The sequence below is a fragment of the Curtobacterium sp. AG1037 genome (assembly GCF_003349855.1).
Lineage (GTDB): Bacteria > Actinomycetota > Actinomycetes > Actinomycetales > Microbacteriaceae > Curtobacterium > Curtobacterium citreum.
In genome coordinates this window covers 166,151-191,978 of sequence record NZ_QQAO01000006.1, presented here as the reverse complement: position 1 = coordinate 191,978, position 25,828 = coordinate 166,151, and the positions used below count along the sequence as shown (strand labels likewise).

Sequence of the window (25,828 nt, the reverse complement as noted above, 5' to 3'; positions counted from 1 at the left end):
GAGGACCGTGCCCGCCCGCATCCCCACCGTCCACGCCCACGTCCGGCTCGCCGGGACCCGCTTCGGGTCCGCGGCGCTCCGCCTCGCCCTCCCCGCACTCGTCGTCGGCGCCGGCGCCGGGGTCGCCGCCGTCGTCTTCCGCTGGCTGATCGAGCACGCGACGCTCCTGTTCAGCGGCCACGCCGACTACGCCGCGACGACCGGGCACCCGCCGAACCCCTGGGTCCCGTGGCTCGGCGCCGGGTTCGTCGTCCTCGCCCCGGCCGTCGGCGGGCTGCTGTACGGACCGCTCATCCAGCGCTTCGCCCGGGAGGCCCGCGGCCACGGTGTCCCCGAGGTGATGTTCGCCATCGCCCGGAACGGCGGCCGGATCCGTGGCGGCGTCGCCGTGGTCAAGGCCCTCGCGAGTGCGATCTGCATCGGGTCGGGCGGCTCGGTCGGCCGCGAGGGGCCGATCATCCAGATCGGTTCGGCGCTCGGCTCGACGATCGGCCGGTGGATGCGGATGCCCGAGGGTCGGCTCCGCACGCTCGTGGCCTGCGGCGCGGCCGGGGGCATCTCGGCGACGTTCAACGCCCCGGTCGCCGGGGTGTTCTTCGCGCTCGAGCTCCTGCTCCGCGACTTCACGCCGACGTCGTTCGGGGCGGTCGCCGTCGCGAGCGTCACGGCGGCCCTGATCGGCCGTGCGGCCTTCGGGGACACGGCCTTCCTGCACCTGCCGACGATCGGCGCCGTGACCCCGCCGGAGTACCTGCTGTTCGCCCTGCTCGGGTTGCTCGCGGGCGCGGTCGGCATCGGCTTCACGCGCGTGCTGTACCTGGTCGAGGACCTCTGCGACGTGGCCTGGCGGGCGACCCGGGGCCCGGAGTGGCTGCGGCCCGTGGTCGGCGGGCTGCTGCTCGGCGCGCTGCTCCTGGTGCTGCCGCAGATGTACGGCGTCGGCTACCCGGTGCTCGAGGACGGGGTCGCCGGTCGGTACGCGCTCGGCTTCCTCGCGGTGCTCGTGGTCGGCAAGGTGCTCGCGACCTCGTTGACGCTCGGCATCGGCGGCTCCGGCGGGGTGTTCGCGCCGTCGCTGTTCGTCGGCGCGATGACGGGTGCGGCCTTCGGCGAGGTCGTGGCGTCGGTGGCGCCCGGGATGCACGGTCAGGTCGGTGCGTTCGCGGTCGTCGGGATGGGTGCGGTGTTCGCCGGGTCGACGCGGGCGCCGATCACGGCGGGGATCATGCTGTTCGAGCTGACCGGCGACTACGCCCTCGTGCTCCCGCTGTTCGTCGCGATCGTCGTCGCCACCGCGGTCTCGCGGGTGCTGTCCCGCGACACGATCTACACGCTCAAGCTCAGCCGCCGCGGGGTGGACCTGACCGACTCGGCGCCGCTGCCGACCGAGGGTGCCAGGTCGGACGTGCCCGTCGGTGCGGCTATCCGGCCGCTCGGCCCGGTGCTGCCCGCCACGGCGACCGCGGACGAGGCACTCGCCCGGCTCGGGTCGGCGGACGCGGGGGCGCTGGTCGTCGTGGACGCGGACGGTCGCCTGACCGGGGTGGTGACGGCGCGGTCGGTGGGCGACGCGCTGCTCGCCGACGAGGGCTTCGGCTCCCGCGTGGTCGGGGACGTCCTGGCGGACGTCGAGGCCGTCCCGGCCGACGCACGGCTCGCCGACGTCGTCGAGCGGGTCGTCGACGCCGACGGCGGGACCGGCCTGCCGGTCGTGGACGGCGACGGTCGGCCGGTCGGGTGGCTCGGCACCACGGACGCGCTGCGGGCCCTGGTCCCGGCCCCGTGACGGACGGGAGGCCCGTGGCGGTGTCGCCACGGGCCTCCCGTCCGTCTGCGGTCCGGACCCGCTACGGGCGCAGGAGGACCTTGCCGACGCGACCCGCGGTGTCGCTGGCGCGGGCGGCGTCACGGGCGTCCTCGAAGACGAAGGTCTCGGAGACGGGGAGCGTCAGCGAGCTGTCGAGCACGCGCGTGATGAGCTCGCCGAAGAGCTGGCTCTTGAGCTCGGCGGGCATGGTCTTGCTGACGACCGCGCCCCAGAAGCCCTTGACGGTGAGCTGGCCGAAGATGACCTTGCCCGACGGGATCTCGAGCGTGGGGGAGGCCATCGCACCGAACACGACGAGCGTGCCGTTCTCGCCCAACACCGAGGCGATGTCGCCGGCGGCCTTGCCGCCGACGGACTCGACGCCCGCGACGATCGGCGCGCCGCCGGTGATGGCCGCGACCCGGTCCTTCCAGTCGTCCGCGTCGGTGGCGACGATCCGGTCGATGCCCTGGGCGCGGAGTTCCTCGACGCCCTCGGCGCGACGGACCAGGCCGATCACGTTGATGCCGCGGGCCTTGCCGAGCTGTGCGACCATGCGGCCGACGGCGCCGTTCGCGGCGTTCTGGATGATCCAGTCGCCCTCGTGCAGGTCGAGCGAGTGCAGCAGGCTGATCGCGCTGAACGGCATCGAGACGAGCTGCGCGGCGGACTCGTCGTCCATCGCGTCGGGGACCGGGACGAGCCCGGCGGCGTCGGCCACGGAGTACTCGGCCCAGACGCCGAAGGTGCCGCCGGCGACGCGCTGGCCGACCTGCAGGCGGTCGACGCCCTCGCCCAGGGCCTCGACGATGCCGAGCGCCTCGGTGCCGCTGGCGGCGGGCAGCTCGGGCTTGAAGCCGTAGGTGCCGCGGATGGTCCACAGGTCGTGGTTGTGGATCGGGGAGAGGACGGTGCGGACGAGCACCTGGCCGGGGCCGGGCTGCGGGACCGGGCGCTCGGCGACGGTCAGGACGTCGGCGGGCTCACCGAAGGTCTCGTGCACGACGGCGCGCATGGTGGTGGGGATGGTGTCGGTCATGGGTCAGTCCTCCGAGACGACGATGGTGACGTCGATGTTGCCGCGGGTGGCGTTCGAGTAGGGGCAGACCTGGTGCGCGGCGTCCGCGAGGGCCTGCGCGACGTCGTGCTCGACGTCCGGGATGACGACCTCGAGCATGACGGCGAGCTGGTAGCCGCCCTGGCCGTTCGGGCCGATGGACACGCGGCCGCCGACGGTCGAGTCGGTGATCTTCACCTTCTGCGCGCGGGCGACGCCCTGCAGCGCGGAGTGGAAGCACGCGGCGTAGCCGGCGGCGAAGAGCTGCTCGGGGTTCGCGCCGTTGCCGGAGCCGCCCATCTCCTTCGGGATGGCCAGGTCGTGCTCGACGCGGCCGTCGCTGGTGGCGACGTGGCCGTTGCGGCCTTCGCCCGTGGCGAGGGCCTCGGCGGTGTAGAGGACGTCCATGTGGGTCCTTCCTTCCTTCGTGGGGGTCAGTGGGGCCGGCGTCGGGCCGGCCCGAGTCTCGGGGTGGGCGACGAGTCCCGCGTCCGTCAGCCCGAGACTCGTCGCCGGGAGCGCGACTCGGGGCCGGGACCGGCTGTGGGTGCGGGGCCGGAGGTGGATCCGGGGGCCGGTGCGTCGGCGGCAGCGTGCATGGTGGCCGTCAGGCGCTGCAGGTTCGCGATGAGTTCGAGCGCGGCCTGCTCGTCCGGCAGGCCCATCCCGGCGGCGATGCGCGCGGGGACGTGCGCGAGTTCGGGCCGGATCGAGCGGCCCCGGTCGCCGAGGGTCACGGTGACGACGCGCTCGTCGGTGCTGCGGCGTTCGCGGCGGACCAGGTCGGACTGCTCCATGCGGCGGAGCAGCGGCGAGAGCGTGCCCGAGTCGAGCTGCAGGTGCTCGCCGAGGCTCGACACGGTCTGGTCGCCTTCGATCCACAGGGTCACGAGGACGAGGTACTGCGGGTAGGTCAGGCCCCAGGGCTCGAGCAGCGCGCGGTACGCCTGGGTGGTGGCCCGGGACGCCGCGTAGAGCGAGAAGCACACCATCTCGTCGGTCACCGGCATGCCCCCAAGTGTGCCACGCAACCCAGTTGTGCACAACCCAATTGCGCGCAGTGCTGAGCTGTGGCGGGTTGCGCTTCCGCAAGACGCAATGTGGGCGGTTCCTCGCAGCGACATTCCGCTGCGAGGAACCGCCGAGGTTGCGTTTCGCGGGGGAGGGGCGGGTCAGGCGGGGGAAGCGGCCGAACGGGCGGTCGGCTGCTCGTCCGGGGTCGGGTCGGGGCGACGGAGCCGGAGCGTCGCGGCCAGGCCGAGCACGAGGAACCCGGCGGCGGACCACGCTGCGGCACGGGTCCCGTCGCTGAAGGCCGTGGCGGCGACGTCGGCGGTCGCTGCGTCGCGCTCCCGGAGGCCGGCGATCGCCCCGCCGGAGGAGGTCACGACCGCGTCGGACACCCGGGACGCGACGCCGGACGGGGTCCCGGCGTCCTCGAGCCGCTGCTGGACGAGTCCGCCCGTGCTGGTGAAGAGCACCGTCCCGAGCACCGCGATGCCGAGCGCCGACCCGATCTGCCGCGCGGTGCTCTGGGCGCCGGAAGCCTCGCCGCTGCGCTCCACCGGGACGTCCTGCAGCACGACCCCGGTCAGCTGTGCGGTCGCGAGCCCGACGCCGAACCCGTAGACGAACAGGCACGGCACGACCGCCCACCACGGCGTGTCCGCGGAGACGACGAACCCGATCGCCGCGACCCCGACGATCTCCGCGGCGATGCCGATCCGGACGATGGGGAGCGGGCCGATCCGTTGGCCGGCGGTCGCCGCGAACCCGCTCGCCACGAACGAGCCGATCGCCAGCGCGAGCAGGACGAAGCCGGTCTGCAGTGCCGAGTAGCCGAGCACGTTCTGCAGCCAGAGCGGCAGCGACAGGACGATCCCGAACTCGCCGAGCGACACGATCAGGGCCGCGATCGAGCCGTTCCGGAACGACCCGATGCGGAACAGGTCGAGCGCGATCAGGGTCGAGCGTCCCGAGCGCTGCCGGCGTCGGGACCAGGCGACGAAGGCGATCCCGGCGACGATGGTCAGCGCGAAGGCGAACGGGATCGGGGAGGTGCCCGCCGGCCACGCCCAGCCGCCGACGCGGAAGCGCTCCGCGGGTGTCCACCACCCGTACGTCCGCCCCTCGATCAACCCGAACACGAGCGACGCGCTCGTCAGCACGCTGAGCACGGCACCGACCACGTCGATCCCGCCGGCGTGTGCGGTGTCCCGGGACTCCCGGACGGTGAAGAACGCACCGACGACGATCGCGATGCCGAGCGGCACGTTGATCCCGAACGCCCAGCGCCACGAGAAGTCCGTCGTCAGCCAGCCGCCGAGCAGCGGGCCGACCGCGACCATGCCGCCGATGGTCGATCCCCAGACCGCGAAGGCGATGCCACGCTCACGCCCGGTGAAGGTCGCGTTGACGAGCGACAGCGTGGTCGGGAGCACCATCGCGCCGCCCAGGCCCTGCAGGATCCGGGCCGCGACGAGCAGGTCCCCCGTCGGGGCGATCGCCGCGAGCACCGAGGCCGCCACGAAGACCGAGACGCCGATCGTCAGCAGGCGCCGCCGTCCGTAGCGGTCGGCGAGCGAGCCGAACACGAGCAGCAGCGCGGCGAACACCAGGGTGTAGCTCTCCTGGACCCACTGCACGAGCGTCGAGTCGATGTCCAGGTCGGCGACGATGCTCGGGATCGCGACGTTCACGATCGTCGAGTCGACGATGATCAGGGAGACCGCGACGCTGATGACGACGAGTCCCGCCCAGCGGCGGCGGTCGGGGACGGACGGGGTGTGCACGGGCCCTCCTGGTGGTCGGCAGACGGAAATCGTCAGCATGCTGACGACAATGTACGCCTGCGGCCCGTGCGCGTCCGGGTCGATGTGTCCGGGGGTACGTCCGGCCGGCGCACACGTCCCGCACCGCCCGCGTCCGGTTAGGCTGACCCGAGCCACGATGACCAACCACGACACCGACCGCACCGCGACCCCGCACCCGGGCACCACCCTCCGCCCCGGGACCGGGTCCTCCCACGGCAAGACGATCCTGATCGGCGAGCACGCCGTGGTGTACGGCGTACCCGCACTCGTGCTGCCCGTCCTGGACGTCCGCGTGACCGCGACCGCGACCCCGGTGCCGTCGACGTCGGGCAGCGCACTCGAGTCCACCGTGCACACCGGTCCGCTCGACACCGCGCCCGCCGCCGTGCTGCCGACCGTCACGGCGGTCACGGCCACGCTGCGGCACCTCGGCGCCCCCGGGCAGCACCTGCACGTCCGCGTCGACAGCGCCGTGCCGACAGCCCGCGGCATGGGGTCGAGCGCCGCGGTCGCCGCCGCCGTCACGGCCGCCGTCGCCGACGTCTTCGGCCGGACCCTGGACGCGCAGGAGCACCACGAGCTCGTGCAGGAGTGCGAGCGGGTCGCCCACGGCCGACCGTCCGGGCTCGACGCCCGCGGTGTGGTCGCCGACGTCCCGGTGTGGTTCGAGGACGGTGTCGTCGAACCCGTCCCGCTCGGCGCCGCGTTCACGTTCGTCGTCGCCGACACCGGCGTCCCCGGGCACACGCGCGAGGCCGTCGCCGCCGTGCGGGAGCAGCACGACCGCGACCCGCGGGCCGTCGACGCCGTGGTCGCGGCGATCGGCGACCTGGCCCGTCGCGCACGGGGGACACTCGTGGACGGCGACGCACAGGGCCTCGGTGCCACGATGGACGCCGCGCACGGACTGCTCACCGAACTCGACGTGTCGAGCGCGGACCTCGACCGGCTCGTCGACGCCGCACGCCGTGCGGACGCCCTCGGCGCGAAGCTCACCGGCGGTGGGCGCGGCGGATGCGTCCTCGCGCTCCTCGCCGACGCCGCGCACGCCGACCGCGTCGCGACGGCCCTCCGTGCCGCCGGCGCGACGGAGACCTGGACCACCACGATCGGAGCCCGCGCCCTATGACCGCCACCGCCGTCGCGCACCCCAACATCGCGCTCGTGAAGTACTGGGGCAAGGCCGATGCGCAGCTCGCCCTCCCGGCGACGGGCAGCGTGTCCATGGGCCTCGACGTGTTCCCGACGACCACCACCGTCACGCTCGACGGTGCCGCGGCGGCGGACTCGTTCGTGCTGAACGGCGGCGCGGCCCCGGACGGCGCCCTGCTCCGCGTGCAGCAGTTCCTCGACCTCGTGCGCCGGGCCGCGGGGTCGTCCGTGCACGCCGCGGTGGTGTCGGAGAACACCGTGCCGACCGGCGCCGGACTCGCGTCGAGCGCGTCCGGCTTCGCGGCGCTCGCGACGGCCGCGGCCGCCGCGTACGGGCTCGACCTGTCCGAGCGCGACCTGTCCCGGCTCGCCCGTCGCGGCTCCGGCTCCGCCACCCGGTCGATCCCCGGCGGCGTCGCGGTGTGGCACGCGGGCGACGACCAGGCGTCGTTCGCCGAACGCGTCCCCGCGCCGCCGATGGCGATGGTGGTCGTGACGATCTCGGCCGGCGAGAAGGCGATCGGGTCGCGCGAGGCGATGCGCCGCACGATCGCGACGTCGCCGTTCTACCCGGCGTGGGTCGAGTCGACCACGGCCACCGTCGACGACATGCTCGCCGCGTGCGCCGCCGGGGACTTCGCCCGCATCGGCGAGCTGACCGAGAGCAACGCGCTCCGCATGCACGCCACCATCGAGGGCGCGTTCCCGCCGATCCGCTACCTGAACGCCCGCAGCGTCGCCGTGTTCGACGCCGTCGCCGGACTCCGTGCCGACGGGCTGACCGCGTACGCCACGGCCGACGCCGGCCCGAACGTCGTCGTGCTCACCACGCCCGAGGACCGCGGCGCCGTCGGGGCCGCGCTCGCCGACCTGGGAGACGTCATCGAGTCCGGCACCGGACCAGGCGCGCACCTGCTCCGCTCCGAAGGAACGGAGGCACCCGGAGCGGGTGCCGTCCGACCGGAGGAGACCGCCGAGTGATCGAGTTCCGCGCCCACGGCAAGCTGTTCGTCGCGGGCGAGTACGCCGTCGTCGAGCCCGGGCAGCCGTCCGTGCTCATCGCCCTCGACCGCGCCATCACGGCCCGGGTCGCCGAGGGCCACGGCTCGGGCAGCGTGCACTCCGAGGAGTACGGCCACCTGCCGCTCACCTGGACCCGCGCGGACGACGGGCTCGCGCTCGACCGCGAGCACCACCCGTACGACTACGTGATGGCGACGATCGACCTCGTCGAGAAGCTCCGCGCCGAGCGGGGGATCGCCCCGCGGTTCCACGACCTGCGGATCGAGAGCCAGCTCGACGACGCCAGCGGCCGGAAGTTCGGGCTCGGGTCCTCCGCCGCCGTGACCGTCGCGACCGTCGGCGCGCTCGACCGCTTCTACGGCATCGGCCTGTCCCAGCGCGACCGCTTCCGGGTCGCCCTGCTCGCCACCATCCGGGTGAACCCCCGCGCGTCCGGCGGCGACCTCGCGGCGAGCACGTTCGGCGGGTGGCTGCGGTACAGCGCGCCCGACCGGGAGCGCCTCGCGGGGATGCTCGGCGGCCGGACGGTGTCCGAGGTCCTGGCCGACGCGGACGCCTGGGCCGGCTTCGACGTCGAACGGCTGCCGGCGCCGAAGGACCTCGAGCTCCTGGTCGGCTGGACCGGTTCGCCCGCGTCCACGACGAAGCTCGTCGACGTCGTGCGGCGCCACCGCAACGGTGGCTACCCGGCGTTCCTCGACGAGAGCCGGACCTGCGTCGACGACCTGACCACGGGCCTCCGGTCCGGTGACGCGGCGCAGACGCTCGACGCCCTGCGACGCGCCCGCACGCTCCTGCAGGGGCTCGGCGCGTCGGTCGGGTCGCAGATCGAGACCGAGCGCCTCGCGACCCTGTGCGACGTGGTCGAGGCGGCCGGCGGGGCGGCGAAGCCGTCCGGCGCCGGCGGCGGCGACTGCGGCATCGCGCTCGTTCCGGCGGACACCGACCTCGCCGGCATCCACCGCGCCTGGGAGGCGCACGACATCAGACACCTCAGCGTCGCGGTGCAAGCGCCCGAAGGGAGCGTCGAATGACCGACCTGCTGACCCCGATCCCCACGAAGTGGGTGGGGCCGATCCGCGTGAGCGGCAACGCCGTCGAGGGCGAGCACGAGGTGCCGCTCGCGACGTACGAGTCGCCGCTCTGGCCGTCCGTCGGCCGCGGCGCCCGTGTCTCGCGGATGGTCGAGGGCGGGATCGTCGCGACCGTCGTCGACGAGCGCATGACCCGCTCCGTCGTCGTGAAGGCCGACAGCGCCGCCGCCGCGCACATCGCCGCGGGGCGGATCCTGGCGCGCCAGGACGAGCTCGAGCAGCTCGTCGCCGGGCAGAGCCGGTTCGCGAAGCTGATCGAGGTGCACCCGGAGATCGTCGGCGACCTGCTGTTCCTGCGCTTCGCGTTCACCACGGGCGACGCCTCGGGACACAACATGGTCACGCAGGCTGCGGACAAGCTGCTGCCGGCGATCCTCGCGTGGGAGCCGGGCCTGCGGTACGTCAGCGTCTCGGGCAACTTCTGCACCGACAAGAAGGCCACCGCGGTGAACGGCATCCGCGGGCGCGGCCGGAACACCATCGCCGAGATCGTCATCCCGGGCGAGGTCGTCGAGAAGCGGCTCCGGTCGAGTGCTGCGCGCATCGCCGAGCTCAACGTCGCGAAGAACCTCGTCGGGTCGACGATCGCCGGTGCCCTGCGCTCCGCGAACGCGCACTACGCGAACATGCTCCTCGGCTTCTACCTGGCCACCGGGCAGGACGCCGCGAACATCGTCGAGGGCTCGCAGGGCATCACCTACGCCGAGGCCCGCGGCGACGACCTGTACTTCTCGACCGCGCTGCCGCACCTGATCGTCGGCACGGTCGGCAACGGCAAGGGCGGCGACCTGCCGGTCGTCGAGGACGCGCTCGTGCGGCTCGGCTGCCGCGAGGAGCGCGAACCCGGCGCGAACGCCCGACGCCTGGCGGCCCTGTGCGCCGCCACGGTCCTCTGCGGTGAGCTCTCCCTGCTCGCCGCCCAGACGAACCCCGGAGAACTGATGGCGGCCCACGTCGCCATGGAACGCCGGGGCTCCCGGCCTGCAGGAGGTGCAGCATGACCGCGCAGCAGCCGCTGAGCATCGGCATCCACGACATCGCGATCGCCACCGGCCACCACGTGCTGGAGCTCGACGACCTCGCCGAGCGCCTGGGTGTCGACCCCGCGAAGTACCACGTCGGCATCGGCCAGGACGCGTTCAGCGTGCCCGCGCCCGACGAGGACATCGTCACGATGGGGGCCGCCGCCGCCAAGGAGGTCATCGACCGCCACGGCGTCGAGGGCATCCGCACGGTGCTGTTCGCCACCGAGTCCGGCGTCGACCAGTCCAAGGCCGCCGGCGTCTTCGTGCACGGGCTGCTCGGCCTGCCGCAGTCGGTGCGCGTCGTCGAGCTCAAGCAGGCCTGCTACGGCGGGACCGCGGCCGTGCAGCTCGCGCTCGGCATCGTCGCGCGCGCCCCGCACGAGCGGGTGCTCGTGATCGCCGCCGACGTCGCGCGGTACGACGTGGACACCGCCGCGGAGCCCACGCAGGGCGCCGGTGCCGCCGCGATCCTGGTGTCCGCGGATCCGGACCTCGTCGAGCTCGAGCCGGCCGCCGGTGTCTTCACCGCCGACGTCGACGACTTCTGGCGTCCGAACGACCGCTCCACGGCGCTCGTCGACGGGCGGCTCTCGGTGAGCGCGTACGTCGACGCCTTCGTCGGCGCGTGGGACGACCTCGCCGCGCAGGGCGGTCCCGCGTACGCCGACATCACCCGCTTCGTGCACCACCAGCCGTTCACGAAGATGGCCCTCAAGGCGCACCGGAAGCTGACGCAGCACGTCGGGGAGCCCTTCGACGAGTCCGAGCTCGCGATCGGCTTCACCTACAACCGGGAGACCGGCAACACCTACACGGCGTCGATCTGGATCGGTCTCGCGGCACTCCTCGACCTGGACGACGAGCTCGGCGGGCAGCGCATCGCGATGTTCAGCTACGGCTCCGGCAGCGTCGGCGAGCTCATGACGGGCATCGTGCAGCCGGACTACCGGTCGCACCGCCGCGAGGGTCGCGTGCGCGCGGTGCTCGATGCGCGCGTCCGGCTGACGGTCGACGAGTACCGCGCGCTGCACGCCGGCGGCGCCGCCACCAGCGAGGACGTCGAGCGTCCCCGGGTCACCGCCGGTCCGTACCGGTTCGCCGGGGTGCGCGGTGGCGCGCGCCACTACGAGGCGGTCGCGCAGGACTGAGCGGGTCCGGCCCGCCAGGACGCGGACGGGAGGACCGTGGCGGGCCCGCCACGATCCTCCCGTCCGTCGTCCGGTCACCCCGCGACCGCGCGCGCCGTCGCCGGGACCGCACCGCCCGACGCGTGGATCCGGGCCGGTAGGCTGTCCGCGGGACGAGGGGGAGTCGATGGCAGGGCGGAACGTGACGACGGTGGTCGCCGACCTCGTGCGCACGCTGCCGGCCGACCCGCGTCTCGACGACGTCGTGGCCGCGGTCGCCCGCACGGTCGGCACGCCGACCCGCGTCGTCGACGTGGACGGCCCGTCGTGGGGCAGCCTCACCGCACTCGTCTCGCAGGCGCCGCACGAGAACCTCGTGCTCGTCCCCGCCGCCGTGCCGCCCCTGTACCGCATGCACTGCGTGCTGCACGAACTCGGGCACCTGCTGCACGGCGACGCCGGGGCGCCGACGCCCGCGTCGGTCGCGTCGCTCGCCGCGGGGACGAACGTGTGCCAGCGGGACGTCGACGGCCGGAGCGCGGCGCACGCGGACGACCCGACGCAGACTGCCGGGCACGGGCTCGTGCGCGTGTCCGGCGACGACGAGCACTTCGCGGAGCGCTTCGCGTACGAGGTCGCCACCGTCCTGCTCGGCGCGGGGTCGTCGGACGAGCGGGCCTACGGCTGATGGGTGCCCTGCACGCCGCCACCTTCTGGTGCGCGGCCCTCATCTTCGTGGCGCGGACGCCGTCGGTGTGGCGGAACCCGCGCGGTCGCGCGGCCTGGGCGGCGACCGGGGTGGGCGCCCTCGGGCTCCTCACCCTCGGCAGCGTCGTGCCGCAGACCGTGCTCGACGGGTGGCTCGGCGGCACGAACCTCATCAACCTCGTGCAGAACGTCTGCGCGACCACCGCCTTCTGGCTCATGCTCCGCGCGTCCACGGGCGACCTGCCGCGCCGACCGGTCCTGGCGCACCCCCTCGCGCTGCTCGCCGTGGTCACCGCGTTCACGATCCCGTTCGCCTGCATCACCGACCGGGGCACGACCGCGTTCCACTTCATCGTGCTCGGCATCGACCAGACCGCGATGTGGCTCTACGCCTCGGTCTACATGGCCTGCGTGGCCGCGATCACGGTGACGACGCTCGTGCGCGGGATGCCGACCGGGCGCGGGGCACTCGGGGTCTTCCGGGTCGGACTCGTCCTCGTCACCCTGGCCAGCGTCGAGGAGATCGTGTCGCTGACGGCCGACCACCTCGGCCTGGCCACCCCCGGCGTCCGCGACGCGTTGCGGTTCGCGTTCGACCCGCCCTTCTACCTCGGCATCGTGCTCGTCGTCGTCGGGATGGCCTCGTTCACGGTGCGCCGGTGGGTCCGCGACCTGCGGCTCGGCCGGCACCACCGTCGGCTCGCCCGCGTCGTCCGACACCACGGTCTGCGGCCCGTCGACCGCCGTGCCGACCTGCGGGTGCGGACGTACGACCTCGTCATCGCGATCCGCGACGCCGAGGTGCAGGGACGGACGATCGACCCGGGCGAGCTCGCGCACGTGCGGTCGGCGGAGCGGCTGCTCGCTCGGAACCTCGGAGGATGACGGCATGACGGTCGTGGTGTGGGCGCTCGTCGCCCTGGTGGTGCTCGTGGTGGTCGGCGGGCTGCTGGCCGTCCGTGCGGTGGTCGGCAAGATCGTCCTGCCCGGGCGGCACCGGTGGACGCCGGTGCTCGACGCGGACGCCGACTCGGTGCAGCTGCCCCTGACCGCCGACACGCTGCGGCCGGGGGAGTACGGCCTGTGGCACGAGGGCGACGGACACACCACGGTCGGGCCGGTGCTCGAGGTCGACGAGGCCGCCGGCACCGTCCGCCGCGCCGTGGTCCGGACGACCGGCGCGGTGTCCGCCCGCATCCGGTGGAGCGGTCACGTGCACCCCGACCCCGCCGCGATGGAGGTCGACTGGTCCGAGGTGTCGATCCCGACCCCGCTCGGCGCGGCACCCGCGTGGGTGGTGCGCCCCGCCCGCCCCGACGACGACGCCGCGGCCACGTGGGCCGTCCACGTGCACGGCATCCGGACGACCCGGGTGACCGCGCTCCGGACCGTCCCGGCGGCGCTCGAGGCCGGCTGGACCTCGATCGTGCCATCGTTCCGCGGAGACGGTGAGGCGCCGTGGGAGGGACGCGCGTCCCACCTCGGTGCCCGGGAGTGGGTCGACGTCGAGGCAGCCCTCGACCACGCGGTCGCGAACGGTGCTCGGCGGATCGTCCTGGTCGGCTGGTCGATGGGCGCCACGATCACCCACGAGCTGCTGCTGCGCTCGGCCCACCGCGACCTGGTCACGGGCGTGCTGCTCGTGGCGCCGGCGCTCGACTGGGAGGCGGCCGTCCGCTTTCAGGCGGCCCGCACCCCGGTGCCCGGGTTCGTCGTCTCCGCGGCCCTCGCGGCGATGCGCACGCCGCTGCTGCACCGCGTGGTCGGGCTCCGGGCGCCCGTCGACGTCCGGGCGCTGTCGTGGCTCCGGGTCCCGCCGCCCCTGCCGCCGACGCTGCTCGTGCACTCCGACGGGGACCGCACCGTGCCGTTCGCCGTGAGCCAGCAGTTCGCCGCGGGGGAGCCCGACCGGGTGACCCTGGTGGTCAGCGGCTCGGCCGAGCACGCGTGGGAGCGGAACCTCGACGCGGCGTGGTTCGACGCGCAGGTCGCCGGGTGGATCGCGGGGCTGCCCGCGCGCTGAGGGCGCTGCACCGCGTCGCGCTGATCGGGTGGTGACCCGGGGACGGACGGGAGGCCCGTGCCGGTGCCGCCACGGGCCTCCCGTCCGTCAGCCGGTCGCGTGAGCGATCCTTCCCATCGCCTCCGTCCTGGGATGCCGATCCGCGCGTCGGAGGCCGGAAGGAACGGCCTCCTACGAGCGGAACGGCACCCGACGCGCGGAAGCGCCTTCCACGCGCGGATCGGCACCCGGCGCGCGGGTCAGTAGACGTCGCGGACGTACCGCTTCGCGCGCCGCAGGTCGGCCAGGTACCCGAGCGCGTCGTCGGTGCCCCGGCCCCGCTGCTCGGCGACGACGTCGAGCAGCGCCTGCTCGACGTCCTTCGCCATCCGCGACGCGTCGCCGCACACGTACACGAACGCGCCGTCCTCGAGCCACCGGTACAGCTCGACGGCCTGCTCCCGCATCCGGGTCTGCACGTAGACCTTCTCGGCCTGGTCGCGTGAGAACGCCAGGTCGAGCCGGTCGAGCACGCCGGACTCCCGGAACGCGGTGAGCTCGTCCTCGTAGACGAAGTCCGTGTCGCGGTGCTGGTCGCCGAAGAACAGCCAGTTGCGCCCGGTCGCCCCGGCGGCCGCCCGCTCGTGCAGGAACCCGCGGAACGGGGCGATCCCGGTCCCGGGCCCGATCATCACCATCGGGGCGTCGCCGTCGGCCGGTACCCCGAACGCGGCGTTCGGCTGTAGGTACACGCCGACCTCGCCGTCCGCCTGCACCCGGTCCGCCAGGTACGTGGACGCGACGCCGTGGTGGGTGCGTCGGGTGTCCCCGTACCGGACGCTCGCGACGGTCAGGTGCACGCGGCCGGGGTGGGCGAGCGGGCTCGACGAGATCGAGTACTGCCGTGCCTGCAGGCCGCGGAGGTTCGGCAGCAGCTCGTCGAGCGACGGCGCCGCGGGTCCGGCGTCCACGAGCAGGTCGAGGACGTCCCGCCCCCACAGCCACCGGTCGAGCTCCTGCTTGTCGCCGTGCGCCACGACCGCGGCGAGCTCCGACGCGGGCGCACGCTGCACCAGGTCGGCGACGAGGTCCTTCGACGGCGTCCGGATCTCGCGCTCGACGCGCAGGACCTCGGCGAGCGGTCGGCCGTCGACGTCCGCCGCACCGTCCGCGCCGAGGTGCTGGAGCAGCTGGTCGACGAGCGCCGGGTCGTTGTGCGGCACCACGGCCAGCGCGTCGCCGGCCGCGTACGTGATCCCGGAATCGCCGAGGTCGAACTCCAGGTGCCGGATCTCCTTCGCGCTCCGCGGCGCGCTGAGCACCCGGTTCACGACGAGCGGCGCCCGGTACGGGGTGCGCTTGGTCCACTGCGCGCCCGGCCGGGAGGCACGACCCGCGCCCGCTCCGCCGGTTGCGGTCGCCGTCGGCGCGGCCCCGGCAGCGGTGGTCCCGCCCGTCGCGGCGACGCCGGCCTGGGCGGCGATCCGGTCGAGGACGGCGGCGCTCCAGAGGGCGGCCGGGTCCTCGTAGTCGACGTCGCAGTCCACCCGGTCGTGCACGCGGGCCGCGCCGAGCTGCTCGAACCGCAGGTCCAGGAGCTTCCCGGCCTGGCAGAACTCGTCGTAGCTTGTGTCGCCGAGCCCGAGCACCGCGTACTGCACGCCCTCGAGACGGGGGACCGCGGGGGACTGCAGCGCCTCCCAGAACAGGCCGGCGTTGTCGGGCATCTCGCCCTCGCCGTACGTCGAGGTGACGACGAGCACGTGCGTCATGCCGGCGAGCTGCTCCGGGGTGACGGCGTCGAGCGGGGTCGCCCGACCGCCCAGGCCCCTGGCGGTCGCGCCGGCGACGAGGTCCTCGGCGAGGAGCTCCGCGTTGCCGGTCTGCGTGCCGAACAGCACGTCGATCGTCGTGGTCGGCGCTGCCGGGGCGGCCTTCTTCCCCGCGGCGGCGATGCCCGCGATGAACCCGGCGAGCCAGGACTCCTGCGCGGCCGAGAACGGGGCGTCGACGGGGATGAGCGACCCGGTCGGGGGCATGGTCGTCATGCCGTCACCGCCTCGACCGGGGCGAGCGGCGCGCGGCGGGCGATGTCCTCGAGCGCCGCGGTGGCGAGCAGCTCGTCGAACCGTGCGGCTCGGCGTCGGCCGGCGTTCTTGGCGGTCTGGTGCATCATCCACCCCGTGGTCCCCGGTGCGTCCGAGCTGCGGTTGTTCCGCTGCGCGAGCGCACGCTTGGCGTCGTCGAGCCGCTTCGTCGCGATGAGCGTCGCGAGCTCGTCGTCCGCGAAGGACTCGAGCGTGCGGCGCAGGTACTTCACGACCCGCTGCTTGACCTGGAAGTCCTCGGTCAGGACGAGGTTGCGGACCGCCTCGGTGACCCGGGGGTCGCCCGCCGCGGCACCGGGGACGCGCTCCTGCGCCACGTCCTGGGCGACGCCGAGCACCGTGTACGACGACAGGAGCGCGAACGTGTCTTCGCCCTGGTCGCCGAGCGCGGGAGCGCGGCCGTCGAGCACGGTGCGCCGGTCGCGGTAGTCCGTCTTGAACGCGCGGAGCTTGTCCGTCGCGACCGAGGTCGCGAGCTCGTCGAGGAGCTCCGGTCGGGTCGCGGCGGCGAGGATCTCGTCGGCGTCCTGGCTGAGCAGGAGCGCCCGCGGCATGCCGACGTACACGTGGTCGCGGGTGGTCTCCCACGCCGCGAGCAGCCGCTCGGCGAGCGCCGAGCCCGTCGCCTCGAGGTGCCACTCGAGCAGGAGCTTCGCGGCCGCCTCGTGGAACGCCCCGCGCCCGGTCTCCGTGACGGGGAACACCAGGAGCGAGTCGGTGCTCGCGCGCTCGGTCACCTGCCCCGAGGGGTCGTACTGGTACAGGAAGCCGCCGGACATGCCGTTCCCGAGCCCCTTGCCGAAGCCGCCGAGGTTGAGCACGGCACCGCCGGTCATGTACTCGCAGCCGAAGTCGCCGAGGCCCTCGACGACCGCGGTCGCCCCGGAGTTGCGCACGGCGAAGCGGTCGCCGGCCTCGCCCTCGACGAACGTCCGGCCGCCCGTGGCGCCGAACAGCGCGAAGTTGCCGACGAGGACGTTGCCGCCGCGCTCGGCACTGCCGCCGCCCGGCGCGCGGACGACGATCCGGCCGCCGGACTGGCTCTTGCCGACGCCGTCGTTCGCGGTGCCGGTGTGGTCGAGCGTCGTGCCGTCGTTCGTGAACACCCCGTAGGACTGCCCCGCGGACCCGCTCGTGCGGATCGTCAGGGCGCCGTCGACCAGCCGACGGCGACCGCGGTCGTCCTCGGCGATCGCCGGGTGCCCGGACAGGTCGGCCCCGCGGAGCTCGTGGTTCAGGATCCGCTCGAGGTCGATGCCGAGCTGGCCGCCGACGGACTTGTCCGCGTTGCCGAGGACGACGCCGTCGACCACGAGCGTGTGCTCGTGTCCGTCGACGAGCGCCGAACGCACCTGGGCGATGAGCGCGTCGTCGGTCCGGTAGTCCTTCTCGAGGTACTCCGGGTCTGCGACGACCTTCTCCGGCACCTGCGCCAGGAGGTCCCGCACGTCGAGCCGGCCGACGCTCGCCGGGTGGTCGAGCAGCTGCAGCAGGTCGGTGCGCCCCCGGGCCTCGCGGAGCGACCGCAGCCCGAGGCGCGCGAGGATCTGCCGAACGTCGTGCGCGATGTTGAGCAGGTACTGCGCGAGCGCACGCGGGTCGCCCTCGAACGCCTCGGCGTTCGTGGTCAGGCCGGCGGGGCACTTCACGTTGCAGTTCTTCGCCATGACGCAGCCGAGCATCATGAGCGCGGTCGTGCCGAACTCGAACGAGTCGCCGCCGAGCAGCGCGCTCGTGACGACGTCCGATCCGGTCTGGTGGGCGCCGGAGCAGCGGAGCGTGACCTTCTGCCGCAGGCCGTTCGCGACGAGGGCCTGGTGCACCTCGGCGACGCCGATCTCCGCGGAGCGGCCCGCGTACTTCAGGCTCGTGACCGCCGCGGCACCCGTCCCGCCGGTGTTCCCCGCGACGTTGATGACGTCCGCGCCGGCCTTCGCGACGCCGACGGCGATCGTCCCGATGCCCTCGGAGGACACGAGCTTCACGACGACCCGGACGCGGGCGGCCTTGCAGTCGTGGATGAGCTGCGCGAGGTCCTCGATCGAGTACGTGTCGTGGTGCGGCGGCGGCGAGATGAGCTCGACGCCGGGCGTGCCTCCGCGTGCGGCGGCGATGTCCACCGTGACCTTCGGCGCGGGCAGCTGACCGCCCTCGCCGGGCTTGGCGCCCTGGCCGATCTTGATCTCGAGCTCCTCGAGCATCGGGTCGGCCAGGTAGCCCGCCCAGATGCCGAACCGCCCCGAGGCGAACTGCTTGATCTTCGAGCCGCGGATCGTCCCGTAGCGGGAGTGGTGCTCGCCGCCCTCGCCCGAGTTCGACATGCCGCCGACCATGTTCGTGCCGTGCGCGACGGCCTCGTGCGCGGTGGCGACGAGGGCGCCGTGGCTCATCGCCCCGGACGCGAGCGTGCGGGTGATCTCGTGCGCGGGCTGCACCCGGTCGAGGTCCACGCTCGCCGGGGCCGCCTGCAGCAGCGCGAGGAGCGCGGCGGCGGCGCCGGTGGCGCGGAGCGTCACCTGGTCGTCGTCGACGGCGTCGACGTCCACCTGGCCGGGGTGCAGCAGGGCGAGCCCGTCCGCGAGGGCCAGGTGGCGTGCGGAACCCGTGGGTCCCGTCGACGTGAGCTCCAGGCGGAACCGGGTCGTGCCTCCCGGCAGTCCGTCGGGCGAGGCGGGCCGCGAGCCGGACAGGCCGCGCACCGTGATGCTGGCGTTGCCGGTCGTCGAGAACCGGCCGAGCTCGCGTGCGAAGTCCTCGGCCTCGTCGATGCCCGTGACGTCCGCGGGCAGCGCGAGCACGTCGCGGAGCGCGGCGGGGCGGCGGGACCGCTCGTCGTGGGTGGTCTGCAGGAACGACACGTAGCCGGGCGTGATGCGGTGCGCGTCGACCTCGGCGTCGCTCAGCCGGTCGTAGCCGGTGCCCCGGTACGCGCTGTCGGTGATGCCGAAGGCGTCGTCGAGCTGGCCGAGGGTGAGCAGGCGGAGCGCCTCTGAGTCGCCGGCACGCTCGAAGGCCGGGCGCTCCTCGGTCATCCCGCCGAAGCCGCGGACGCTCGCGACGCCGAACGAGTGCCCGGCGCCGTCGGAGCGCTCCTTGAACAGACCGAGCAGCGGGACCTGGGCCTCGGTCGCGACCGAGCGGGCGCGCTCGTGCCACTCCGTCGCGGCCTGTGCGATGCGGGTGAAGCCGACACCGCCGACCGGGGCCTGCATGTACGGGAACACCCGGGCGAACAGGTCGTCCCCGGTGTCCAGGTAGTTCGGCTCGAAGAACGCGCCGCCGATGTAGCTCTCCGCGGTGCACAGGCCGACGCGGCCCATCGTCTTCGCGAGGGCCTTCTCCGCCGCCTTCCGGAAGCGCCGCAGGGCCAGGTCGGTCGCGGTGACCTCGCCGGCGGGGGCGGCCTCGGCGGGGTACTGCTCCTCGGCACGGAGCCGGGCCGACAGGCTGTAGACCGCCGACGCACCGAAGCCGAGCGCCGTGGCCACGTGGTGCGACGACGGCAGCTGGCCGGACTCGGCGACGATCGACAGGCGCAGGCGCAGGCCGGTCTCGATGAGCCGCTGGTTCACGGCCGCGACCGCCAGGATCACCGGGAGCGGTGCGCGGGTCGAGGACACCGCGCGGTCGGTCAGGACCGCGATGCCGCCCGTGGTGCGCGCGAACGCCTCGACCCGGTCGCACAGGGCCTCGACGGCGGAGCGGACGGCGTCGGCGTTGACGTGCTCGTCGTCGACGACGGGCACGTAGAGCATGTCGAAGCGCTCGAGCGGGACGACGTCCTGGTCGCGCAGGCGGACCATGTCGAGGTGGCCGAGCACGGGGGACTGCACGACGATCTGGCGGGTCGGGACGGCGGCAGTGCTGGCGTCGGCCTCAGCCTGCGCGCTGGTGTGTCCATCAGCGGCCGCGTGCGTGTGGGCGTCGAGCTTGGCGCCGAGGGCCACGCGCATCGACATGCCGTCGGCCTCGCGGATCGAGTCGAGCGGCGGGTTCGTCACCTGGGCGAAGCGCTGCGAGAAGTACTTCGCCATGCCGCCCTCGGTGTCGCTCAGGGCGTTGATCGCGTTGCCGTAGCCCATCGCCGAGATGCGCTCCGAGCCGTTCGCGAGCATCGGGTCGAGCATGAACCGGAAGCTCTCCTGGTTCAGCGAGTACGCGACGTAGCGCCCGGCGAGCGACAGGTCCCCGTCGTAGCCGAGCGTGCTCGTGCCGCGCTCGTACGCGGGCGCGGGCAGGGCGTCGAGCTCCACCCGGGCGGCGTCGAGCAGCGCGCCGAAGGGCCTGCGGGCGGCGAGCAGCTCGAGGGCCTCGCGCGTGCGCAGCACCGAACCCGTGCGGTGGTCGACGACGAGCATGCCGCCGGCCTCGATCCGGCCGCGGTGCACGACCTCGTCCGCGGCGAACGCCACCTGGCCGGACTCCGACGCGACCATCAGGTACTCGGCGGTCTGCACCGTGCGGAGCGGCCGGAGGCCGAGCCGGTCGAGGCGGGCGCCGACCACGTCGCCGTCGCTGAAGATGACGGCGGCGGGACCGTCGTTCTTCTCCTCGTACAGCGAGTGGTACTCGAGCATGTCGCGCACCGCCGGGGTGAGCGTGCGGTCGTTCTCCCACGCCGGGGGCATGAGCGTCACGACGGCCTCGACCAGGTCCAGGCCGTCGTCGAACACCCGGCTCTGCAGGGTCTGGTCGAGCCGGCTCGAGTCCGACTGCCCTGGCGGCCGGACGATGCTGCGCGTGCGGGCGCGGGCCGAGGCCTCGTCGGACAGCCGGTTCTTGCGGTCGGTGTTCAGCTCGCCGTTGTGCGCCATCAGGCGGAACGGCTGGGCCATCGTCGGGTGCGGCTCGGTGTTCGTCGAGAACCGGGTGTGGAAGTACAGCGTCCGGACCGAGTGCCGCGGGTCACGCAGGTCGGTGAAGTACCCGATCACCTCGCCCGAGTTCAGCCGGCCCTTCAGCACCTGGGTCCGGGCGCTGAGCGACAGCGGGTACAGGGCCGCGTGCGGAGCGTGCTCCTCGGCGGCGCGGGCGTAGGACACGGCCTCGATCGCGAGGAGCGCGCGGTTCGCCGCGGTGTCGACGTCGGCGCGGGACCAGGACTCCGGGGCGCGGAAGACCCACTGCACGATCGGCAGCTGGTACTGCTCGGCCTCCGGACGGGCGACGCCGTGGTCGACCGGGACGTCGCGGACCAGGAGCAGCTCGAAGCCCTGCTCGGCCAGCTCCGCCGTCACGAGGCGTTCGGCGTCGGCACGCTCGTCGGGGTCGGTCGGCACGAAGCAGTTCGCGACGCCGAAGTGTCCGGCGCGCAGGGTCTGGCCGGTGATCGCGCTGAAGAACTCCACCGACAGGTCGATGCTCACGCCCGCGCCGTCACCGACGCCCTCGGCGGACTTCCCGCCGCGGTGGGGGATCGCGCACAGTGCCTCGTCGCCCTTCACCAGGACGTCGTGGCTCGGGGTCCCGTCGAGACGGGTGATGAAGCCGACGCCGCAGTCGCTCGATTCGCGAGCAGGGTCGTACAGGCCGAAGGGGGAGGGGTTCACGAGCGGGTCCAGTGGAGCGAGTGCCGGCAGCGGTCGGCCAGGCTGCATCGGTGGAGCGCTCGCCGCGGGCAGACCGTCGGATGGTGGCCGGGCCCTGTGGGGTGGTGCGGTAGGGCGATGCTACGGGTTGGTATACCGCGCACGCAACAGACCGACCGGACGGGAGGCACGGGTCGGGTCCGGCGGGCGGGCGGCGGCCGGCTGGGTGCTGCTGCCGGCCGGTGCTGGTGCCGGTTCCGCTTCCGGTTCCGCAAGACGCAACGTCGGCGGTTCCTCGCAGCGACATACCGCTGCGAGGAACCGCCGACGTTGCGTTCCGCGGGCGGGACGGTCAGTTCGTGCGTTCCTCCACGACCTGCCGCTCGTCGCCGGTTGCGGGCGCGGCTGCGGGCGCGGGCGCGGGTGCGTCGCCCGGCCGCACGAGCACGGGGCGACGCCGCGTGCGGAACACCCACGCCTTGAAGAGCACGAACCGGACCCCGGTCGCGACGAGGTTCGCCCCCGTGAGCACGAGCACCTCGGCCCCGTGCGACGCCCCGGGCGTCGTCGCGTGCAGCACCACGAGCGACCCGGACGTGATCGCCCAGGCGATCCCGAACACGACGAGCCCCTGCACGTGGTGTCGACCGGCACCGGCACGGCCGCGCACGCCGAACGTGAACCGCCGGTTGAGCGCGGTGTTGCCGATCGCCGTCACCAGGAGCGTCAGGAAGTCCGCGGTCTGCGCGCCGATCGCCGGGCGGAACAGCGCGTACAGCAGCGCGAAGGCCAGCGTGGAGAGGACCCCGATCGTGCCGAACCGCAGCACCTGTCCGAGGATCCCCACGTGCGGCGTGCTGAACGGACGCCGGCCGATCGCGTCGTACACCGGGGCGATCGGGATGCGTCCGGTGGCCAGGCCACGCGAGACCCGCCACATGCCCTTGAGGTCCTCGGTCGCGGTCGAGGCGATGTGCACCGAGGAGTTCACGTCGTCGATCCAGTCGACCGGGACCTCGTGGATGCGCAGCCCCGCGTGCTCCGCGAGCACGAGCAGCTCGGTGTCGAAGAACCAGGCGTCGTCCTCGCAGAGCGGCAGCAGGTGCTCCGCGGCCTCTCGGGTGACGGCCTTGAACCCGCACTGCGCGTCGGAGAACGAGACCCCCATGGTGCTGCGGAGGAGCAGGTTGTACGAGCGGGAGATGAACTCGCGCTTGCCGCCCCGGACCACGCGGGAGGACCCGACCAGCCGCGTGCCGATCGCCACGTCGGAGTGGCCGGACAGCAGCGGCGCGACGAGGGGCTCGAGTGCCGCGAGGTCCGTCGACAGGTCCTCGTCCACGTACACGAGCACCGCGGCGGGGGAGTCGCCCCACACCGCCTTGAGCGCGCGCCCACGTCCTTTGCGGGCCAGGTGCACCGCGTGCACCTCGGGCAGCATGGCCGCGAGGTCGTCGGCGATGCGCGCGGTGTCGTCGGTCGAGGCGTTGTCCGCGATCGTGATCCGCCACGAGTGCTGCAACGAGGTCCGGCAGAACTGGTGCAGGCGCCGGACGTGTGCGGCGAGCGTGTCCTGCTCGTCGTGGCAGGGCACCACGATGTCGATGTCGAGGGTCTGGTCCGAGTCCGTCATGCCGATCAGGCTCGGCAGCGCTCCGATGCGGACCGCAGCAGCACCCTGTGCCGTGCGTAAGAAGCGGCGCCCGGCTCAGTCGCCGAGGCCGAGCAGCACCTGCACCACCGCGACGACCGCGAGCGCCGCGATCGGGACGCCCGCGATCCAGGCGCCCGCGCGCATCTGGGTCCGGCGGATGGTCGGTGGCTCGTGCGAGGCCTGCGCGAAGCGCGTCGCCGCGACGAGCTCGGGAGCGCCGGCGGGCGGCTCCGGCTCGGGCTGCGGGCGGTCGTCCTCGAACGCCGGGACCTCGACCACGAGGTCCTCCGGCCGGGGGTGCTCCGGCAGGCGGTCGTACCGGTTGTCCATCGCGTCCGCCCTCCGCTCGTGCCCGCAGCGTACCCGCCGGAGCGGCAGACCGGAGCGGCGGACCGGAACGGTCAGGACGACGGACGACCGGATCGGTCAGGACGCGGGGCGGACCGGCAGCTCCACCGTGAACGCCGTGCGCCCCGGCTCGGAGACGACCCGCACCGTGCCGCCGTGCGCCTCGACGACCGCGCGCACGATCGCGAGCCCGAGGCCGCTCGTCCCGTGCTCCCGCGTCCGGGACGCCGACCCCCTGGTGAACCGGTCGAACAGCGTCGGCAGGACGTCCGCGTCGATCGGCGGCCCGTCGTTCGCGACCACGAGCCGCACGAGCGGAACGCCGCCGGAGTCGTGCTGCAGCGAGTCCTGCTGCAGCGCGACCTGCTGGAGCGAGACCACGACCGTCGTGCCCTCGGGGGTGTGCGTCCGCGCGTTCGACAGCAGGTTCGTCACCACGCGCCGCAGCTGCCCGGGGTCGCCGGACACCGCGACCGGGTGGTCGTCCGCGAGCTGCAGCGTCCACCGGTGTCCCGGCGCCGTGGCCCGGGCGTCCACGGTGGCCTCGACGACCGTCGCGGTCAGGTCGACGACCTCGCGCACGGGGTCAGGTCCGGCGGCCAGCGCGGTTGCGTCCAGCCGGGCGAGCAGCAGGAGCTCCTCGACGAGGTCGCCCATGCGCCGGGCCTCGCGGCCGATCCGGTCGACGTTGCGGTGCAGGTCGTCGATGTCGTCGGTGGTCCGGGACAGCTCGGCGTAGGCCCGGACGGTGGCGATCGGCGTGCGCAGCTCGTGCGAGGCGTCGGCGACGAAGGTCCGCATCCCGCGCTCGGCGTCCCGTCGGACGGTCAGTGCCCGGGCGACGTGCCCGAGCAGCCGGTTCAGGGCCGAGCCGACCTGTCCGACCTCGCGGTTCACGACGAGGTCCGCCGGCGCGACGCGGGCCGCGATGTCCGGGTCCCCGCGCTCGAGGTCCAGGTCGGTGACGCTCGACGCGACCGACGCCACGCGCTCGAGCGGGCGCAGCGACCGACGGACCGTCAGGGTCAGCGCCCAGGCCGCGACGACCAGTGCGAGGAGCGTGACGCTCCCGACCACGACGACCAGTCGCACGATGCCGGCGTCGAGGTTCCCGAGCGGCAGGGCGGTCACGAACACGTCGCCGTCGTCGCCGACCGCCTGCGCCCGGTACGAGCCGAGCGACCCGAGCGTCACCGTCACGGGCTCGCCGTCGGCTGCCACGGCGGCGAGCTGTCGTCGCTGCGCGGTGGTCAGTGCGTGCTGCCGCCCCTCGTCGTCGGTGTACCCCGCCAGCACTGCGTCGCCGTCCCGGAAGATGGCCACCACCGTGTCGGCAGCCTGCCCGGGCGCGCCGATGAAGGTGTTGTCCGGGTCGGGCCGTGCCGACGACGTCCCGTCCGACCCCGGCGGCGGTCCGCTCGGCCGCTCGCCGTCGCGGCCGCCGGGCGTCCGCCCCGCGGCCGTCGCCAGCTCGGCGTCGAGCCGCCCGACCAGGTACTCCCGGTAGGCGACGACGGTGACCGCGCCGACGACGACGTTCGTCACGACGAGCAGGAGCGCCACGGCCCCCACGATCCGCCACCGCAGCGACGGGGTGCGGACCGGCCGGGAGGCACGGGTCGGCTCCGCGGGACCGCTCACGTCGTCGGCCGCAGCACGTAGCCGGCCCCGCGGACCGTCTGCAGCATCGGCTCGCGTCCGGCGTCGAGCTTCTTCCGCAGGTACGAGACGTACATATCGACCAGGTTCGAGGACGTGCCGAAGTCCATGCCCCAGACGCTCGCCAGGATCTGCTCGCGGGAGAGCACCCGGTTCGCGTTGCGGGCGAGGTGCCGGAGCAGCTCGTACTCGGTCGGCGTGAGGTCGACCGGCTCGTCCCCGCGGCGGACGGAGCGGTCCTCCTCGTCGAGCCGGAGGTCGCCGACGACGACCGCCGACGAGCCGGGCGCCGCGACGACCTGGGGTGCGGTGCGGGCGAGGATGCGCGCCCGGACCAGCAGCTCGTCGATGCCGAAGGGCTTGGTCAGGTAGTCGTCGCCGCCGCCCGTCAGCCCGGCGAGCCGGTCCTCGGGGGCGTCCCGCGCGGTGAGGAACAGCACGCGGACCGGGTCCCGGCCGTCGCGGAGGCGCTCGAGGACCTCGAACCCGTCGATGTCCGGCAGCATCACGTCGAGCACGACCACGTCCGGCAGGAACTCCCGGGCGGCGAAGAGCACGTCGCGGCCCCGGTGCACGGTGCGCACGGCCCAGCCGTCGCCCGTGAACGCGAGGGCGACGGCCTCGGCGAGCGCGTGCTCGTCGTCGACGACGAGGACCCGGACGGGTGAGCCGTCGGTCCGCCGCAGTGCTCGGTCGGCCATGTCGGCGAGCCTATCCGGGCCC

At 74.0% G+C, this 25,828-nt stretch carries 19 protein-coding genes; 9 read left to right on the top strand and 10 right to left on the bottom strand.

The genetic code is table 11. From position 1 onward, the window contains the following. Positions 1-7 precede the first annotated feature (7 nt). Complete coding sequence (locus DEU32_RS11095) at positions 8-1,786, top strand: chloride channel protein (RefSeq protein WP_181819267.1); 1,779 nt, start codon at positions 8-10, stop codon at positions 1,784-1,786. Between the two features lie 61 nt (positions 1,787-1,847). Here the strand turns inward: DEU32_RS11095 and DEU32_RS11090 are convergent, their stop codons facing one another. The 4 genes from DEU32_RS11090 to DEU32_RS11075 all read right to left on the bottom strand — a co-directional run bounded on the left by DEU32_RS11090 (position 1,848) and on the right by DEU32_RS11075 (position 5,656). After that, on the bottom strand, positions 1,848-2,822 hold the full coding sequence (locus DEU32_RS11090; RefSeq protein ID WP_181819271.1) for a zinc-binding dehydrogenase: 975 nt from the start codon (positions 2,820-2,822) through the stop codon (positions 1,848-1,850). A gap of 27 nt (positions 2,823-2,849) precedes the next feature. Then, the gene (locus DEU32_RS11085) at positions 2,850-3,272 is read right to left on the bottom strand and encodes an organic hydroperoxide resistance protein (protein WP_058729284.1); all 423 of its coding nucleotides are present in this window, start codon (positions 3,270-3,272) and stop codon (positions 2,850-2,852) included. Between the two features lie 86 nt (positions 3,273-3,358). Next, on the bottom strand, positions 3,359-3,874 hold the full coding sequence (locus tag DEU32_RS11080; protein ID WP_180224749.1) for a MarR family winged helix-turn-helix transcriptional regulator: 516 nt from the start codon (positions 3,872-3,874) through the stop codon (positions 3,359-3,361). Positions 3,875-4,036: 162 nt separating this feature from the next. Then, positions 4,037-5,656, bottom strand: a complete 1,620-nt coding sequence (locus DEU32_RS11075) for a DHA2 family efflux MFS transporter permease subunit (protein ID WP_229666940.1) — start codon at positions 5,654-5,656, stop codon at positions 4,037-4,039. Positions 5,657-5,813: 157 nt separating this feature from the next. Here DEU32_RS11075 and mvk point away from each other — a divergent pair, with 157 nt between their 5' ends. The 8 genes from mvk to DEU32_RS11035 all read left to right on the top strand — a co-directional run bounded on the left by mvk (position 5,814) and on the right by DEU32_RS11035 (position 13,829). Next, positions 5,814-6,806, top strand: coding sequence for a mevalonate kinase (gene mvk, locus DEU32_RS11070; RefSeq protein WP_114850577.1), 993 nt, complete (start codon positions 5,814-5,816; stop codon positions 6,804-6,806). Further along, complete coding sequence (mvaD, locus tag DEU32_RS11065) at positions 6,803-7,810, top strand: diphosphomevalonate decarboxylase (protein ID WP_114850576.1); 1,008 nt, start codon at positions 6,803-6,805, stop codon at positions 7,808-7,810. Before mvk ends, mvaD begins: the two co-directional genes overlap by 4 nt. Beyond that, complete coding sequence (locus DEU32_RS11060) at positions 7,807-8,886, top strand: phosphomevalonate kinase (protein ID WP_114850575.1); 1,080 nt, start codon at positions 7,807-7,809, stop codon at positions 8,884-8,886. Before mvaD ends, DEU32_RS11060 begins: the two co-directional genes overlap by 4 nt. After that, positions 8,883-9,947: a hydroxymethylglutaryl-CoA reductase gene (locus tag DEU32_RS11055; protein ID WP_114850574.1), complete on the top strand. Its 1,065-nt coding sequence runs from the start codon at positions 8,883-8,885 to the stop codon at positions 9,945-9,947. Before DEU32_RS11060 ends, DEU32_RS11055 begins: the two co-directional genes overlap by 4 nt. Next, positions 9,944-11,119 carry a hydroxymethylglutaryl-CoA synthase gene (locus DEU32_RS11050; RefSeq protein ID WP_114850573.1) on the top strand — a complete coding sequence of 392 codons (1,176 nt, stop codon included), beginning with the start codon at positions 9,944-9,946 and terminating at the stop codon, positions 11,117-11,119. The genes DEU32_RS11055 and DEU32_RS11050 overlap by 4 nt, the downstream gene beginning before the upstream one ends. Positions 11,120-11,285: 166 nt before the next feature. Then, the gene (locus DEU32_RS11045; protein WP_114850572.1) at positions 11,286-11,786 is read left to right on the top strand and encodes a hypothetical protein; all 501 of its coding nucleotides are present in this window, start codon (positions 11,286-11,288) and stop codon (positions 11,784-11,786) included. Beyond that, positions 11,786-12,691 (top strand): hypothetical protein, encoded by a 906-nt coding sequence (locus DEU32_RS11040; RefSeq protein WP_114850571.1) that lies wholly within the window; start codon positions 11,786-11,788, stop codon positions 12,689-12,691. Before DEU32_RS11045 ends, DEU32_RS11040 begins: the two co-directional genes overlap by 1 nt. A 4-nt stretch (positions 12,692-12,695) precedes the next feature. Beyond that, positions 12,696-13,829: an alpha/beta hydrolase gene (locus DEU32_RS11035; RefSeq protein WP_114850570.1), complete on the top strand. Its 1,134-nt coding sequence runs from the start codon at positions 12,696-12,698 to the stop codon at positions 13,827-13,829. Positions 13,830-14,068: 239 nt separating this feature from the next. On the opposite strand, the gene DEU32_RS11030 is transcribed toward DEU32_RS11035, so the two are convergent. The 6 genes from DEU32_RS11030 to DEU32_RS11005 form a co-directional block, all read right to left on the bottom strand. Further along, positions 14,069-15,856 (bottom strand): sulfite reductase subunit alpha, encoded by a 1,788-nt coding sequence (locus DEU32_RS11030; protein ID WP_114850569.1) that lies wholly within the window; start codon positions 15,854-15,856, stop codon positions 14,069-14,071. Beyond that, complete coding sequence (locus tag DEU32_RS11025; protein ID WP_220152778.1) at positions 15,853-21,465, bottom strand: glutamate synthase-related protein; 5,613 nt, start codon at positions 21,463-21,465, stop codon at positions 15,853-15,855. Before DEU32_RS11025 ends, DEU32_RS11030 begins: the two co-directional genes overlap by 4 nt. Positions 21,466-21,796: 331 nt before the next feature. Next, positions 21,797-23,077, bottom strand: a complete 1,281-nt coding sequence (locus DEU32_RS11020; protein ID WP_114850567.1) for a glycosyltransferase — start codon at positions 23,075-23,077, stop codon at positions 21,797-21,799. Between the two features lie 75 nt (positions 23,078-23,152). Then, on the bottom strand, positions 23,153-23,428 hold the full coding sequence (locus DEU32_RS11015) for a hypothetical protein (RefSeq protein WP_114850566.1): 276 nt from the start codon (positions 23,426-23,428) through the stop codon (positions 23,153-23,155). 96 nt (positions 23,429-23,524) lie between these two features. Then, positions 23,525-25,087 carry a cell wall metabolism sensor histidine kinase WalK gene (locus DEU32_RS11010; RefSeq protein WP_114850565.1) on the bottom strand — a complete coding sequence of 521 codons (1,563 nt, stop codon included), beginning with the start codon at positions 25,085-25,087 and terminating at the stop codon, positions 23,525-23,527. After that, positions 25,084-25,806 carry a response regulator transcription factor gene (locus DEU32_RS11005; protein ID WP_114850564.1) on the bottom strand — a complete coding sequence of 241 codons (723 nt, stop codon included), beginning with the start codon at positions 25,804-25,806 and terminating at the stop codon, positions 25,084-25,086. The genes DEU32_RS11010 and DEU32_RS11005 overlap by 4 nt, the downstream gene beginning before the upstream one ends. Between the last annotated feature and the right edge of the window lie 22 nt (positions 25,807-25,828).